Genomic DNA, 14999 nt, shown 5'->3' with positions numbered 1-14999 from the left:
CGCACCCACTGCCGCAGTGTGCGCCGATCCGCGTCCCTGCGCCGGGTTCAGACCTTCCAGTCGGCCAGCGTTGCGTCGAAATCGTCCGGCGCGGCGAGCGCGCGGGTCTCGATCGACTTGTCGATGCGCTTGACCAGGCCGGTCAGCACCTTGCCCGGGCCGCACTCGGCGATGCGCACGACGCCGCGCGCCGACAGCGCCTCGATACAGCGCGTCCACTGCACCGGCAGATAGAGCTGGCGCACCAGTGCATCACGGATCGCATCGACGCTTTCGTGGACGGTCGCGTCGACGTTCTGCACCACCGGCAGCGATGGTGCATGCCATGCAACCGTCGCCATCGACTCGGCCAGGCGGTCTGCGGCGTCGCGCATCAACGGGGTATGCGAGGGCACACTGACGACCAGCTTCACGACCTTGCGAACACCACGCTCGCCGAGCAGCGCGATCGCGCGGTCGACTGCGGCGGCATGTCCACCGATCACGATCTGGCCGGGCGAATTGAAGTTGGCCGGCACGACGACGTTCGCGTCCTCGGACGCGTCGCGGCAGATCTCGGCGACCAGCGCATCCTCGGCACCGATGACCGCAGCCATCGCACCCACGCCTGCAGGCGCGGCGTCCTGCATCAACTGTCCACGCAGACGCACCAGCTTCGCGCCGTCACCGAGCGACAGCGCGCCGGCCGCGACCAGCGCGGTGTACTCGCCCAGACTGTGGCCCGCGAGTGCAGCCGGCGCAGCACCGCCCTGCTGCTGCCAAGCGCGCCATACGGCGACACCTGCTGCGAGCAGCACAGGCTGGGTGAATTCGGTCTGGTTGAGCTGGGCCTCCGGGCCCTGCTGCGACAGCGCCCACAGATCGACGCCCGCGCCTTCGGAGGCTTCAGCGAATGCATCGGCGATCACCGGGTGGCGCTCGGCGAGTTCGCCGAGCATGCCCAGCGACTGCGACCCCTGGCCCGGGAAGACGATTGCGAGTTGCGATGTGGTCACGCGTACTTCCAGCCTGAAAACTGGTGGCGATGATAAGTGCGAAGCGGCGACATTGTCTGTACCCGGGCGTATGCCGCGGCTGTCGCGATCCTTCGTGGAAGCGCGTTAGAACAGCATCCGCAGCAGTTCGATCTCGCCATCTTCGATCCAATCCCACAGCACGGCGACGACGAGCAGCATCGGCACCAGCGTTGCTGCGCGCACGACCAGAATCGAGTGGGCGACATGACGTGCGGAGCGGCCGAGCCAGCTGATGCGCTGCGCGAAGCCTTTCAGGCGCCCGACGCGACCCGCATGCGCGGCAACTTCCGGTTCCCGCTGCATCGCGCCGGAGAGCATGTCGACAAGCGCATCGGTGCGGCCGTCGTAGTACTTCGCCATGCCGAACGCGAACATCAGCCAGTCGCGCGCCTGGGCCTGTGGCAGCGACATCACTTCGAGCGGATCTTCCTCGAAGTCGATGAAACCCACGCGACCACGTTCGTCGAGGGTGATGTTGCGCGGCAGCGGCTGACCGAAATAGGCGCCGCGCGCATGCGCATCGGCGATCGCGTCGATCACCGCCGTTGTCATCGCATCGATACGGGTAACGTCGCCGCCTGCGGCGCGCAACTGTGCTGCGAACGTGTCGCCGAGGTTGCTCAGCAGCAGCGTGGATGCGCCCTCGCCGAGCACCTGGGGCACATGCACGCCCTGGGCATCGAGTTCCGCAAGCCGGCGCGCTTCGATCTGCTTGGCTTCCCCGCCACCGGGATGCGGCGGCGGGCGCAATGCCTCGATATCAAGCCCTCGCGCGATCGCATCGAGAATGCCGAGACCGAATTTGCGGCTGTCGCCGTCGGCGTACGCCTTGAGCCAGGCATCGTGCCCGGCTACGACGATGGATTCGACGCCCATGCGGGGTCTCCGTGTCGTGCGGACCCGACGTCCGCGGAGTGGAATCGACTGCGGGGCCTGCCGGCCCTGCATGCCGGATTCAGTAGCGCAGCAGCGCCGAACCCCAGGTGAAGCCGCCGCCGAAGGCCTCGAGCAGCAGCAACTGGCCGCGCTGGACGCGACCCGAGCGCACGGCTTCGTCGAGTGCCAGTGGCACTGATCCGGACGAGGTGTTGCCGTGCTTGTCGACCGTCACCACCACGCGATCCATCGGCATGTCCAGGCGCTTGGCCGTGGCTTCGATGATGCGCAGGTTGGCCTGATGCGGAATCAGCCAGTCGATGTCGTGGCGATCGAGACCATTCGCCAGCAGCGTTTCCTCGACCACCGAATCCAGCGCCTTGACCGCGTACTTGAAGACGTCGCTGCCGGCCATCTGGATCCGCACGCCGGCGTTGGGCTGGTCGTCACGGAAGCCCGCGGATACACCGACCGGATTCCACAGCAGTTCCTTCTTCGCACCGTCGGCGTGCAGATGGGTGCTGAGGATGCCGGTTTCGGTATCGGCCTTGAGCACGACCGCGCCGGCGCCATCGCCGAACAGCACGGCTGTGGTGCGTTCGCTCCAGTCGACCATGCGCGTCAGCGTTTCGGCGCCGACCACCAGCACGGTCTTCGCATCGCCCGACTTGATGAACTTGTCGGCGATCGACAACGCGTAGAGAAACCCGGAGCACGCGGCGTTGACGTCGAATGCGCCGCAACCGTTGGCGCCCAGCCGTGCCTGCAGCAGGCAGGCGGTGGACGGAAAGATGATGTCCGGCGTCGTCGTGCCGACGATGACCAGGTCGAGCTCGGACGCCGACACGCCTGCCGCTTCCATTGCGCGCGTGGCGGCATGAAAGGCCAGATCGCTGGTGGTCTCGCCCTCGGCGGCGATGTGTCGCTCGCGGATACCGGTGCGGCTCGCGATCCATTCGTCGCTGGTGTCGACGAACTGGGCGAGGTCGTCGTTGGTCAGCACTTTCTCGGGCAGGTAACTGCCGCTGCCGGCAATGCGGGAATAGATGCGTTCGCTGGTCATCTGCGGAGCGGCCCTCGCGCAAGGCGCGTGATCTTAGAAGCGGCATCCCTGCCGACGGCAGACGCAGCCGCCCGTCAGGGACGGAGGCTGCGCCCGGTGCATCGTGCGCCCGCCAACGATGTGGCGGACAGCGAGGATCAGTCTTCCTCGACGACGCGCGTCTTCGGCTGGATCACCTGCTTGCCACGGTAATAACCGTCGGCGGTGATGTGATGACGGATATGGGTCTCACCCGTCGTCTGGTCGGTCGACAGCAGCTTGGCGCTGAGCTTGTCGTGCGCGCGACGCATGCCACGACGGGACGGGGTGACGCGGGATTTCTGCACAGCCATGGGAATTGCTCCAACAGGTTCTAGTTGTTTCGATCTTTCTTCAAACCCGCCAACGCCGAAAACGGGTTGACGCGTGTCTCTTCTTCGCTCGACACCGGCCAGTCGCGATCGATCGCTTCGGAGCCAGGTGCGACCGGAATCGCGGGTATCGCCAAAATCAATTCGTCCTCGACCAGCGCGGCCGGCGACAGCGCACCGTCGCCTTCCAACAGCAGCGCCTCGTAATCTGGCAGCAGGCCGGCCTCGTCCGCTTCATCGCGGATCAGGCCCAACCGCTGCTCGACATCGAGCGGCCACACGAAGCGCTTGAGCGTCCGCTGACACACCAGCGGCAACCCGGCCTGGATGCGCAGCAGTGCAACCGGTTGCTGCAGCGCATCGCGACCGAACTCGATCGAGCAGATCACGTCGTCGCCGTCGGCATCCGCCAGAAGGTCTCGCAGGCGCGTCAACGACGCCAACGGCAGACGCCCGTCGAGGCGTGCGCTGCCTGCGACCATGCGCCAAGCATCAACCAACTCGGGCATTTGCGCGGACATAGCCGCCGAATGTTAAAGATGCGCCCCCGACCTGTCAAACCTTCTCGTGCCCTCCGCAGCGGCCGGCAAGTGGATTTGCTCGCACCACCGCCTGCCGGGCAGACTGACCCACCGCCCTACCGGACGACCCGCATGCAGCCGATCCCCAGCCTGCTGCTGGCTATTTTCATTGCGGCGGCCATTGTACTGGCGTGGCGTCATCGCGCCCGGCGCCGGCACCGCGCCTATGCGCGCGTGCTCGATGCGGCCGACACCTTCGAAGCGCGGCTGCGGATCGCAAGGACACAGATCGGCAGCAGCAGCGGCGACCCGGTCCGCGATGCGCTGCAGGAGATGCTGCGGCAGCGGTTATGGCTGCAGCAGCACGGATCGAGCGCGGATGTCGCCGCACTGGACGCGATGCGCGAATCGATCGAACAGGCGCAGGCTCGCATCGACCGGCAGCTCGCCCAGCTGGCCCTGGTCCGCGCCGGAGACGGTGCGTGAACCCGTCGCTGGTCCTGGGCTCGACATCACCCTACCGCCGCGCACTGCTGGATCGCCTGCGGTTGCCGTTCACCTGCGAACGGCCCGAGGTCGACGAAACACCCCGCGACGGCGAAGCACCCGACGCCCTCGCGTCCCGGCTGGCCCAGGCCAAAGCGGACCAAGTCGCCGCGCGGATGGCAGGCGCATGGGTGATCGGTTCCGACCAGATCGCTGCGCTCGAAGGCCGCCCACTCGGCAAGCCCGGCGGTCGCGACGCGGCGATCGCGCAGTTGACCGCAATGTCCGGTCGCAGCGTGGTATTCCACACCGCCCTGGCGCTGGCGCGGGCCGGAGCGGTCACGTTGCAGGCGCAGGACCGCACCGAAGTGGTGTTCCGTGCATTGAAGACGGATGAGATCACGCGCTACGTCGATGCCGAGCAACCGTTCGACTGCGCGGGCAGCTTCAAGTGCGAGGGGCAGGGTATTGCGCTGTTCGACGCGATCCGCAGCGAAGACCCGACCGCACTTGTCGGATTGCCGCTGATCGCGACTGCGCGGCTGCTGCGGGCAGCAGGCTACGTCATGCCCTGAAGCAACTGCGCAGCGCGCCGCCTCTCAGCGGGCCGGCGCGACTTCGATCGGCTTTTCGGCCCACTGCTCGATCGAGCCGTCATTGCCTTTGATCTCGAGTCCGAGCCAATGGCGGCCGGGCGCGAGCGCCGTGGGATCGACCGTTGCGGTGAATCCGATGTTCTGCCCCGCGGGGTCGCGTGAATCGCCGGCCAGGAACTGCTCGACGATCCAGGAATTCGCCGCGCCGTACTGCGCCTGGGCGACCGGCGCACTATTGAGCGTGACTGCGATGGACGCGATGCCGCTGCCATCCTTGACCGCCCAACCCCGCACCTCGAACGGCGCATCGACCCGCGCACCCGCCAGTGGCTGGTCGACGTAGGCAAGCGCGGGCGTGACGCAGTCACCGTCGGCGGGCTGCGGATCGGCATCGAGCCGGGACAGGATGAAACGCTGCGCGCCCCGATCCGCGTTGACGACTCGCGACACCGGCAACGCGCCCATACGTGCACAGATCGTCTGATAGCGCTGTAGCAATGCGCTGAACTTCACGTCGTTGGCGCCGGTGACCAGCAGCACCGGGCGTCCGGCCAGTTCTGCGCGATCGTTGAGTTGCAGATGCCAGAGCTGCAGCTGCGGCGCACGGCCGTGATGGCGGTTGAGCGGATGGTCGAGGACGCGGATACGTGGATCGCCCAGCGCGAAGCCGAGCTCGGCGCCGATCTTGAAGTTGTCGGCGACGAGAACGGTATCGGCCGGCATGGCCGCAAGCTCTTCGCGCACCGCATCTGCCAGTGTGTCCCAACCGGCGAAATTCGACGGATACCACTTGAGACCCGCGCTGCGCTCGCGCACCTCGGGTGTCGACACCGCTGCGTAGTAACCGACCACACCAACGAAGCCGAGCGCCAGCGTCGCCCACGTCGCGATCCGCAACCAGCGCGGCCACGCCATCAGCACGAAACCCACCAGAGGCAGCAGGGCGAGATAGCCCGGCAGCGGCCAGTGGAAACTCGCGCGCTCGGTATCGGCGACGAAGCCGAGCGCGAAGAAACCGAGCACCATCAGGCCGCCGGAGATCGCAAGGAACCGCGCCGCATCGTCCGGCGCCCGGCGCAGACGCCAGGCCGCGATCAGCAGCGCGGCGAACAGCAGCGGCGTCACCATCACCGCCTGGATCACGATGAACTGCCAGCCGTCGGCGTGCAGCGCCCACGGATGCCGGTCGACCATCTGGAAGCGCAATCCGGCCTCGGCGTTGTCCACATTCCACACCAGCAGTGGGATCCACGCCGCAGCGCCAGTCGCGATCGCGATCCACACGCGCGGGTCGCGCAGAGCCTCGCGCCCCTTGGCGATCGCAAGCAGGGCGACGATGCCGACACCGATCACCGCGATGAAACGGTAGTGGCTCAGTGCGCCGAGCGACAGGCCCAGCGCGAGCAACAACGCGCCGCCATGGGTCACACCGCGCAGCAGACGCACGCCAGCGTCCAGGCACAGCACGGTCGCCAGCGCCAGCATCGCGTCGGGCAGTGCCATCACGCCGAGCGAGCCGAGCAAGGGCAACAGCAGTGCGGCGCAGCCCGAGAGCCACGCAGTCTGCGGATCGAACTCGCGCGCGGTCAGGCGCACGACCAGCCAGGGCACCAGCGCCGAGATCACAATGAACGGCAGACGCACCGCCAGCAGACCATCGCCGAAGACTTCCGTGCCGATGCGGATCAGCCACGCGGTCAGGCCCGGCAGGTCGGAATAGGCGAACGCGGGATGCTGGCCTTCGAGCCAGTAGAACGCCTCGTCGACGAACAGCGGCAGCCGCGCGGCGATGGCCAGTTTCAGCAGCACGATCGTCGTCCACAACACGACGAACACCGTGCGAATTTCCATCCGCCGCATTGAACTCGACCTCGCTACACTCGGGGGGACCGCCGAAGGAACATCTACATGCCCGACCCGACGACGCCCGCCATGCTAACCGACACCCGGCGTGAGGCCCTGTCGTCATCGCTGGCCCAGGTGAACCGGCTGGTGCTCGGCAAAGAGACGGCGGTGACGATGAGCTTCGTCGCCCTGCTCGCCGACGGCCACATCCTGATCGAGGATCTGCCCGGTCTCGGCAAGACCACATTGGCACACGCGATCGCCGCGACGGTCGGTCTCGATTTCCAGCGCGTGCAGTTCACCTCGGACCTGTTGCCGTCCGATGTCATCGGCGTATCGGTGTACGAAGGCAGCGCGCGCCGTTTCGAATTCCACGGCGGCCCGGTGTTCACCAATGTGCTGCTGGCCGACGAGATCAACCGTGCGCCACCACGCACACAGAGCGCCCTGCTCGAAGCGATGGCCGAGCAGCAGGTCACCGTCGACGGCACCACGCACGCCCTGCCCGATCCCTTCTTCGTCATCGCCACGCAGAACCCGGTCGACCTGTCCGGCACGTATCCCCTGCCCGATTCGCAGCTCGACCGGTTCCTGCTTCGGCTCACGCTCGGCTATCCCGACCGCGATGCCGAACGCGCCCTGCTCTCGGGCAGCGACCGCCGCACGCTGATCGCCGAGACCGTGCCGCGACTCGGCGCCGATGATCTGCTCGCGCTGCGCCAGGCCGTCACCGCGATCCACGCCAGCCCCGCGCTGATCGACTACGTGCAGGCGCTGATGGGCCGCAGCCGCCAGCACCCGGGCGTGCGCGTGGGCCTCTCGCCACGCGCCGGTCTGGCGCTGCTACGCGCGACCCGCGCGTTCGCCCTGCTGCAGGGGCGCGACCACGCACTGCCCGACGATGTGCAGACCCTGTTTCCGTTGATCGCCAGCCATCGGCTGGTCGCCGAGGCCGATGCGTCCAGTGACGGGCTGGCGGCGTCGATCCTGCAGGCCGTGCCGGTCGACTGATGCCCGCGTTCGCCGGCCTGCGCCGTCGTGTCGAAGGCTGGGCGCGTCCGCGTCGGCCGGAAGCGCTGCCGGCGCGCCTCGACCGCAAACGCATCTACATCCTGCCGACGGGATTCGGTGCGTTCGTCACTGCGCTGCTGGCGACGATGGCGATCGGCGCGCTCAACTACAACAACAATCCGGCCCTGCTGCTGTGCCTGCTGCTGGTCGGCGCAGCGCTGGCCAGCCTGCTGTGGACCCAGTTGCAACTCAGTGGGCTCGAAATCCGTGCGGTACATGGCGAACCGGTCGCGGCCGGCACACCGATGCCGCTGCACGTGCATGTCGAAGCGGCGCCCGGGCGCGCGCGTCGTGGCCTGCGTGTGGCACTCGGTGACAGCGCCTCCATCCTGTCGCTGGATGCCACCGGCGGTGAATCGACGGTGGCGCTGCCGACGGTGCGTCGTGGCTGGCTGACGCCCCCGCGACTGCGCATCAGCACCACGCGGCCGCTGGGACTGGCGCGCGCGTGGTCGTGGGTGTGGCCGACTGCGCGCTTTCTCGTTTATCCCGCGCCGGAAGTTACCGGCCCGCCGTTGCCGCAGGGCGGTGGCGACGAGGCGCAAGCGCGGCTCAATCCCGCGGGTGAGGAACTGCACCACCTGCGCGACTGGCGCCCCGGCGACGCGCCGCGGACGATTGCGTGGAAGGCGTCGGCCCGCCGCGACGCGCTGATCGTGCGGGAGTTCGAGCGTCCGCAGGGGGACGATCTGACGCTGGACTGGCAGCAGCTCGGCACACTCGACCACGAATCGAAGATCCGCCGGCTGGCGCGCTGGGTCGACGAGGCCGAGCGCCAGGCAGTGCGCTATCGCCTGCAGCTGCCAGGCCAACGGGTGATCGGGCCGGATCGCGGCGCTGCGCATCGCCACGCCTGCCTGCGCGCGCTCGCACTGCTGCCGGACGCCAACTGATGGCGCGCACCTCGCTCACGCTCGACACCGCTGGCCGTCGCTGGGCGCTGATCGCTGCCGCCGTGTGTCTGCTGCCATTGCTGCTGCAGCTGCCGATGCCGCTGCCGGTGGTCATCGCGGTCGCAGGCGCGATCCCCGCTGCAATGGCCGCACGGGGCGCGGCCCCCGGCTGGCTGCGGACCGTCCTCGCCCTCGCCGTCTTCGGCCTCGTGCTCGCGCAGGGCGGGATGAACTTCGGTCGCGACACCGGCTGCGCGCTGCTCGCCGGCATGCTCGCGATCAAGCCGTCCGAACTGCGGACTGTGCGCGATGCGCGCAGCCTGCTCGGCTTCGCTTTGTTCGCACCGTTCGCGACCTTCCTGCTCGATCAGGGCCCGCTCTCGCTCGTGCTCGGCCTGTGCGGCGCGGTGCTGGTGCTGGCGGCGCTCGCACGGTTGTCGGAACAGGAATCGGGATTGCCCGCGGCCGGTGTGCACCATGCCACGCGCATCGCCATCGTTGCGCGGCTGGTCGTCATCGGCCTGCCGCTCGCGCTGGCCGCGTTCTGGCTGTTCCCGCGCCTGGCAACACCGCTGTGGGGCATTCCGGAACTCTCCGCCGCGCGGCCTGGCCTGTCGGATGAGATGTCGCCAGGCGACTGGATCGACCTCATTGCCGACGATACGCCGGCCATGCGCGTGACCTTTCGCGGCGCCGAGCCCACGACACGCGAGATGTACTGGCGCGGCCCGACGCTGAGCGACTACGACGGCCGCACCTGGACGGCGTCGCCATGGCTGCGCAGCCTGCCGCCGGCAACGGTCGAGCACGGCGCACCGACCTGGGACTACGAGATCGCGCTGGAGCCGACCGAGCGCAACCTTCTGGTCGCGCTGGAGATGCCGCTGGAATTTCCCGACGGCATGCGCGCGGCGCACGAATACACGCTGACCAGCGAACGCCGGCTCGACCGGGTGACCCGCTGGCAACTGCGCTCGGCGCCGCCGACCCGTTTCGAAGCCGACCTGCCCGATTCCCTGCGCCGACTCGCTTTGCAACTGCCCGCCGACTTCAATCCGCGCACACGCGCATTGGCGCAGCAGTGGCGCGCCGAAACCACGGACGACGGCGCACTCGTCGAACGTGCGCTGGCCTGGATCCGCAGCGACTTCGCCTACACCCTCACCACGCCGCTGCCCGGCCGGCACGCGGTCGACGAGTTCCTGTTCGACTATCGCGCCGGCTTCTGCGAACACTTCAGCTCTGCGTTCGCGGTGCTGATGCGGGAAGCCGGCATCCCGACACGCGTCGTCACCGGCTACACCGGCGGCACCCGCAATCGTTACGGCAACTACTGGATCGTCCGGCGCATGGATGCCCACGCCTGGAATGAGGTCTGGCTGGAAGGCCGCGGCTGGGTACGCGTTGACCCCACTGCGGCCGTCGCCCCCGAACGCATCTACGACACGCTGGAAGACCGGCTCGGCGCCGGCGGCGGCGCCAATGCCTTGCTGCCGATGGCGGATCTCGGCGACTGGGCGCGGCGTGCGTGGAACGACTTCGTGCTCGGCTTCGACGCCGCGCGCCAGCAGCGCATGCTCCAGCGCATCGGCTTCGAGAACATCAATGCCGGCGGCCTCGCCGCGCTGTTCTCGCTGTGCGCGGCGCTCGCGATGGGCTGGATGCTGTGGCTGGTCGCGCGCACGGAGCGTGAGCGCGATCCGCTGCTGCGCGCTTGGCGTCGACTGGGCCGCCGGTACACGCGTCTCGGGCTGGGGCGCGCGCGGCACGAGCCTGCGATCGTCTGGACCGAACGCGTCAAAGCCGCGCGTCCTCGCGAAGAAGCGCTTGTCGCCCTCACCCACCGTTTCGTCGCGGCCCGCTACGCTTCATCGGCGTCCGATGCGACGCTGGTGCGGGCACTGCGTGCGCACCGTCCAGCCCGGGAGACCGATCGATGACCGCCCTTCGCCTGTTGCCTGTGCTCGCCGGCGCACTGTTGCTCGGCGCGTGCGCGTCCCAACCCAAGCCGCTGCAGGGCGGCTACGTCGAAGCGCTGACGCCACACGCTGCCGTGCAGGGCGAGCACACCGGCGCGATGGTGCGCTGGGGCGGGCGTATCGTGCAGGTGGAACCGCGCACCGACGCGACCTGTTTCGAGATGATCGCCACGCGGCTGACCGCGACCGGTCGCCCGTACTGGGCCAGCGACGACACCAACGGCCGCTTCATCGCGTGTCGCGCGGGTTTCTATGATCCGGCGGTGTTCGAGGTCAACCGCGAAGTGACGTTCACCGGGCGCATCGCCGGTTACGATTCGCGGCGGGTCGGCGAATACGACTATCGCTTTCCGCGCGTCGAGGCGGACGTGGTCTATCTGTGGCCGAAGCGCGAGCGTGTCGACGTGATCACACGCCCGGCACCGTGGCCATGGTGGGGGTACTGGTGATCATCGTCCTGTAGGAGCGCGCTTGCGCGCGATAGGTGGTGCAGGGAAGACTATCGCGCGCAAGCGCGCTCCTACAGGGTCACGCCGGCGTTCCGAAGCGCCCGAGCTGCGCACCCGCCAGCAGGTGCAGATGGATCTGGAACACCGTCTGCCCGCCGTGCTCGTTGCAGTTCATGACGATGCGATAGCCGTCGTCGGCGAACCCCTGCTCTTTCGCATAGCGCGCAGCAGCGACCGCAAGGCGACCGATGATCTCGGGCGCGTCTGTCGGCACATCGTTGAGCGTGGCGAAATCCTGTTTCGGCACGAACAGCACGTGCACCGGCGCCTGCGGCGCAATGTCGCGAAACGCAATGACGTGGTCGTCCTCAAAGACGATATCGGCCGGAATCTCGCGCTGGATGATCTTGTGGAAGATGGTCGTCATGGGGACACCGTGATTCGTGATTGGCGATTCGGGATTCGGGATTCGGGATTCGGGATTGGGGATTGGTGAAAGCGTACCGCCGCGTGCGCGATGATCCGCCCTGTCCCACGGCCCTTGACGGACGGATGTCCGGTCATCACCCAACACCGCCCTCAGGCCACTTCGCTGCGACTGCCGAATGCATGCAACAGCGTGCCGCGATCGACATATTCCAGTTCGCCGCCGAGCGGCAGCCCGTGCGCTGGCCGGCTCGGGCGCACGCCATGCTGGCGTGCGATCTGCGCCAGGTAGTGCGACGTCGCCTCGCCTTCGACCGTCGGATTGGTCGCGATGATCAGTTCCTGCACCTCACCTTCGGCCAACCGCGCACCGAGCAGGTCCAGCCCGAGTTCGTGCGGGCCGATGCCGTCGAGCGGACTCAACCGGCCCTGCAGCACGAAGTAGAACCCGCGGAAGCCCGTGGCCTGCTCGATCGCAAGTCGGTCTGCCGGCGTTTCGACCACGCACAGCGTCTGCGCGTCGCGAGCGGCGCTGCTGCAGGTCGGGCAGACCGGTGTTTCGCTGAAGTCGCGGCAGCGCTGGCAATGGCCGATCTTCTCGACCGCCTCGGCCAGTGCCAATGCCAGCCTTGCCCCACCCTCGCGCCCGCGTTCAAGCACGTGATAGGCCATGCGCTGCGCGGATTTCTGCCCCACGCCGGGCAGCACGCGCAGTGCATCAATCAGTTGTTCGAGCAGGGAGGACATTCTGCTGGTGATTCGTAATTGGTCACTGGTGATTCGTAAAAACCGAAAGCGTGCGCGGCCCGCCTGCTCGAATCACGAATCAACGCAACTCAGAACGGCAGCTTCATGCCGGGCGGCAGTGGCATGCCGGCAGCCGCGCCGGCCATCCGGCTCTTCGATTCTTCATCGACCTTGTTCGACGCGTCGTTGAACGCGGCGGCGATCAGGTCTTCGGCCATCTCCGGATCCGACAGCACGCTGGGGTCGATGCGCACCTTGCGGCATTCCTTGTTGCCGGTCAGCGTGATGGCGACCATGCCACCGCCGGCGCTGCCCTCGACTTCGAGACTGGCGAGTTCCTGCTGCACGCGCTGCATGTTTTCCTGCATCTTCTGCGCCTGCTGCATCAACTGGGCAATGTTTCCACGCATCACTGAAATCCTCGTTCTTCAAAAGGGCGTATCGAATCGGGCACCAGTTTGGCGCCCTGTTGCGACATCAGCCGCTGCACGTCCGGATCGGACATGAAGCTGTTTTCGGCATTGGACTGGCGCGCATCGCGCTCACGCGCATTGCGCTCGTGCAGCGTCACGGTTTCGCTGGCGACCGCGGTCTCGAAGCGGATCTGCGGCGCGCCGCCGAGCGGGCCAGCCAAGGCCTCGCAGAGCTGGTGGACCATGATCGGCGCTTTCAGATGTTCGTCAGCTTCGGGCAGCGCGAGCCTGAGCACGGCGCCATCGAGCGCGACGAACGCGGCACTCGCCGCGAGTTCGCGCACCGGGCCACGCAACGGCAACTCGGCAACGAGATCGAGCCATTGGTGCGCATCGAGCGTGCGCAGTGTCGCGGCAGCAACCGGGGGTGGCGCTTCGACCGGCTGCGTATCGGCGACCGGGGCTGTGCGCACCGGCTGGGGCGCCGGACGCGCGGGTGGCGTTTCGACGACCGCACGTGGCGGCGTCGGCGTCTGTTGTACGGGCTGCGGCGGTGCGGCTGTACGCACAGATGCCGACTCGGGCGCCACCTGTGCAGCCAGCGCCGCACGTGCCGCCGCAGGACCGCTCGCGCGATGGCCGCTACCCGCAACCGGCGCCGCAGCGCCGTCCTCGGCAGGGCGGAATGCCAGCATGCGCAGCACAGTCATCTCGAAACCCGCGCGCGGGCTCGGCGCGAGGCCGACATCGCGACGTCCATTGAGCGCCATCTGGTACCAGAGCTGCACCACTTCAGGGCGCACTGCGGATGCGATTGCATCGACATCGACGCCGTCGCTTTCCACCGAGACTTCCGGCACCAGCTGGCTCACCTGGATGCGATGCAGCGCCTCGGACACCGCATCGAGCACGCCGCCCCAATCGGGCGAGAATTCGGCCAGGGTCGCGACCTCGGCGAGCAGCGACGCACCGTCGCCATCGGCCAGTGCGGACAGCAAGGCGCCGACGCGCGTGCGATCCACACTGCCGAGCATCGTCGCCACCGCTGCGTCGCCCAGCGCACCTCCCTCGCCGCCCGCGCCGGTGTAGGCAATCGCCTGGTCGAGCAACGACAGCCCGTCGCGCAGACTGCCGTCGGCAGCCTTCGACAACTGGCGGATGGCACCCGCCTCGACTGCGATGCCCTCGGCTTCGAGGATGCGCGTCATCTGACCCTGGATCTGCTGCTCGTCAAGCCGCTTGAGGTTGAACTGCAGGCAGCGCGACAGCACGGTCACCGGCAACTTCTGCGGATCGGTCGTCGCCAGCAGGAACTTCACGTGCCCCGGCGGCTCTTCCAGCGTCTTGAGCAGCGCGTTGAACGCCGACTTCGACAGCATGTGCACTTCGTCGATCAGGTAGACCTTCACCCGGCCGCGCGAAGGCATGTACTGCGCGTTGTCGATCAACTCGCGCACGTCGTCGACGCCGGTGTTGCTGGCGGCGTCGATCTCGAGCAGATCGATGTAGCGGCCTGCGTCGATCGCCAGGCAGGTCTCGCATTCCCCGCAGGGATCGGACGAGGTGCCGGTCTCGCAGTTCAGGCTCTTGGCGAAGATGCGCGCGATCGTGGTCTTGCCGACCCCGCGGGTGCCAGTGAACAGAAAGGCGTGATGCACGCGGCCGGTTTCCAGCGCATTGGTCAGCGCACGGACCACGTGCTCCTGACCGACGAGCTCGGCGAACCGCTTCGGGCGCCACTTCCGGGCGAGGACGAGATAGGACATCCCCGTATTCTGCCACGCCCCCAACGGTTCCTTGTGACCGCAGGCGCCGCCGGATAGAATGTCCGGCCCGCGGCGTCCAAACGCCGCTGCGAAGCGCCCAGGCGCCTCGCGAAGGGCCAGTTCTGGAGAGGTGTCCGAGCGGTTGAAGGAGCACGCCTGGAAAGTGTGTAAGCGTCTAAACCGCGCTTCGGGGGTTCGAATCCCCCTCTCTCCGCCAGAAACGCAAAACGCCCCCTCGTGGGGCGTTTTGCGTTTCTGGCGGAGAGAGGGGTTGAGAGAACCCCCGCGGGTTCGACGGATTCGCCCGGAGCGAATCCGGACAGCCGAACGGCTGGCCCCGCAGGCGCAGCGCGCCGGAGGGGTGAGGCCCATGGATGGGCCGAGCAATCCGCCCTTTGTTTGCACGGATCGCCCGCTCCGTCCAGACCATGGAGGGGATCAAGATGGATCCCAGCCTTCGCTGGGATGACGGCTTGAGTAATCACGCGCATGGTCGGAGGCA

The 14999-nt window shown here is 67.8% G+C and carries 16 protein-coding genes and 1 tRNA gene; 7 read left to right on the top strand and 10 right to left on the bottom strand.

The genetic code is table 11. From position 1 onward, the window contains the following. Positions 1–47: 47 nt before the first annotated feature. From fabD to J2W68_RS07305, 5 genes are all read right to left on the bottom strand, one after another. Positions 48–995: an ACP S-malonyltransferase gene (gene fabD / locus J2W68_RS07325; RefSeq protein ID WP_310234090.1), complete on the bottom strand. Its 948-nt coding sequence runs from the start codon at positions 993–995 to the stop codon at positions 48–50. Between the two features lie 105 nt (positions 996–1100). After that, positions 1101–1892, bottom strand: coding sequence for a serine/threonine protein phosphatase (locus J2W68_RS07320; protein ID WP_310234087.1), 792 nt, complete (start codon positions 1890–1892; stop codon positions 1101–1103). A 79-nt stretch (positions 1893–1971) separates the two neighbouring features. After that, the gene (locus tag J2W68_RS07315) at positions 1972–2955 is read right to left on the bottom strand and encodes a beta-ketoacyl-ACP synthase III (protein WP_310234084.1); all 984 of its coding nucleotides are present in this window, start codon (positions 2953–2955) and stop codon (positions 1972–1974) included. 137 nt (positions 2956–3092) lie between these two features. Then, positions 3093–3287 (bottom strand): 50S ribosomal protein L32, encoded by a 195-nt coding sequence (gene rpmF / locus J2W68_RS07310; RefSeq protein WP_159679179.1) that lies wholly within the window; start codon positions 3285–3287, stop codon positions 3093–3095. A 20-nt stretch (positions 3288–3307) separates the two neighbouring features. Then, the gene (locus tag J2W68_RS07305; protein WP_310234082.1) at positions 3308–3826 is read right to left on the bottom strand and encodes a YceD family protein; all 519 of its coding nucleotides are present in this window, start codon (positions 3824–3826) and stop codon (positions 3308–3310) included. A gap of 132 nt (positions 3827–3958) precedes the next feature. Between J2W68_RS07305 and J2W68_RS07300 the strand changes: the two genes are divergently transcribed. Together J2W68_RS07300 and J2W68_RS07295 are read left to right on the top strand one after the other, a co-directional pair. Next, the gene (locus J2W68_RS07300) at positions 3959–4312 is read left to right on the top strand and encodes a hypothetical protein (protein WP_310234079.1); all 354 of its coding nucleotides are present in this window, start codon (positions 3959–3961) and stop codon (positions 4310–4312) included. Continuing rightward, entirely contained in the window at positions 4309–4887 is a 579-nt protein-coding gene (locus tag J2W68_RS07295) for a Maf family protein (RefSeq protein WP_310234077.1), read from the top strand. Before J2W68_RS07300 ends, J2W68_RS07295 begins: the two co-directional genes overlap by 4 nt. Positions 4888–4911: 24 nt before the next feature. Here J2W68_RS07295 and J2W68_RS07290 read toward each other — a convergent pair whose 3' ends face one another. After that, positions 4912–6759: an ArnT family glycosyltransferase gene (locus J2W68_RS07290; protein WP_310234075.1), complete on the bottom strand. Its 1848-nt coding sequence runs from the start codon at positions 6757–6759 to the stop codon at positions 4912–4914. A gap of 57 nt (positions 6760–6816) precedes the next feature. On the opposite strand from J2W68_RS07290, the gene J2W68_RS07285 reads away from it, so the two are divergent. The 4 genes from J2W68_RS07285 to J2W68_RS07270 are packed head-to-tail and all read left to right on the top strand — an operon-like array spanning position 6817 to position 11145. Beyond that, positions 6817–7764, top strand: coding sequence for an AAA family ATPase (locus J2W68_RS07285; protein WP_310234072.1), 948 nt, complete (start codon positions 6817–6819; stop codon positions 7762–7764). Continuing rightward, the gene (locus J2W68_RS07280) at positions 7764–8717 is read left to right on the top strand and encodes a DUF58 domain-containing protein (RefSeq protein WP_310234070.1); all 954 of its coding nucleotides are present in this window, start codon (positions 7764–7766) and stop codon (positions 8715–8717) included. The genes J2W68_RS07285 and J2W68_RS07280 overlap by 1 nt, the downstream gene beginning before the upstream one ends. Beyond that, on the top strand, positions 8717–10657 hold the full coding sequence (locus tag J2W68_RS07275) for a DUF3488 and transglutaminase-like domain-containing protein (protein ID WP_310234068.1): 1941 nt from the start codon (positions 8717–8719) through the stop codon (positions 10655–10657). The genes J2W68_RS07280 and J2W68_RS07275 overlap by 1 nt, the downstream gene beginning before the upstream one ends. Continuing rightward, the gene (locus J2W68_RS07270; RefSeq protein ID WP_310234067.1) at positions 10654–11145 is read left to right on the top strand and encodes a Slp family lipoprotein; all 492 of its coding nucleotides are present in this window, start codon (positions 10654–10656) and stop codon (positions 11143–11145) included. Before J2W68_RS07275 ends, J2W68_RS07270 begins: the two co-directional genes overlap by 4 nt. A 79-nt stretch (positions 11146–11224) precedes the next feature. Here the strand turns inward: J2W68_RS07270 and J2W68_RS07265 are convergent, their stop codons facing one another. The 4 genes from J2W68_RS07265 to dnaX all read right to left on the bottom strand — a co-directional run bounded on the left by J2W68_RS07265 (position 11225) and on the right by dnaX (position 14497). Then, positions 11225–11572 carry a histidine triad nucleotide-binding protein gene (locus J2W68_RS07265; RefSeq protein ID WP_310234066.1) on the bottom strand — a complete coding sequence of 116 codons (348 nt, stop codon included), beginning with the start codon at positions 11570–11572 and terminating at the stop codon, positions 11225–11227. Between the two features lie 152 nt (positions 11573–11724). Beyond that, on the bottom strand, positions 11725–12318 hold the full coding sequence (gene recR, locus J2W68_RS07260) for a recombination mediator RecR (protein WP_310153814.1): 594 nt from the start codon (positions 12316–12318) through the stop codon (positions 11725–11727). 89 nt (positions 12319–12407) lie between these two features. Then, positions 12408–12728 carry a YbaB/EbfC family nucleoid-associated protein gene (locus tag J2W68_RS07255; protein ID WP_310234063.1) on the bottom strand — a complete coding sequence of 107 codons (321 nt, stop codon included), beginning with the start codon at positions 12726–12728 and terminating at the stop codon, positions 12408–12410. Next, positions 12728–14497 carry a DNA polymerase III subunit gamma/tau gene (gene dnaX, locus J2W68_RS07250; RefSeq protein WP_310234061.1) on the bottom strand — a complete coding sequence of 590 codons (1770 nt, stop codon included), beginning with the start codon at positions 14495–14497 and terminating at the stop codon, positions 12728–12730. The genes J2W68_RS07255 and dnaX overlap by 1 nt, the downstream gene beginning before the upstream one ends. Positions 14498–14621: 124 nt before the next feature. Between dnaX and J2W68_RS07245 the strand changes: the two genes are divergently transcribed. Then, positions 14622–14714, top strand: a tRNA-Ser gene (locus tag J2W68_RS07245). Positions 14715–14999 lie beyond the last annotated feature (285 nt).

The sequence above is a fragment of the Luteimonas terrae genome, assembly GCF_031457535.1.
Taxonomy (GTDB): Bacteria; Pseudomonadota; Gammaproteobacteria; order Xanthomonadales; family Xanthomonadaceae; genus Luteimonas; species Luteimonas terrae_A.
This window is presented reverse-complemented; position numbering and strand designations above follow the sequence as displayed.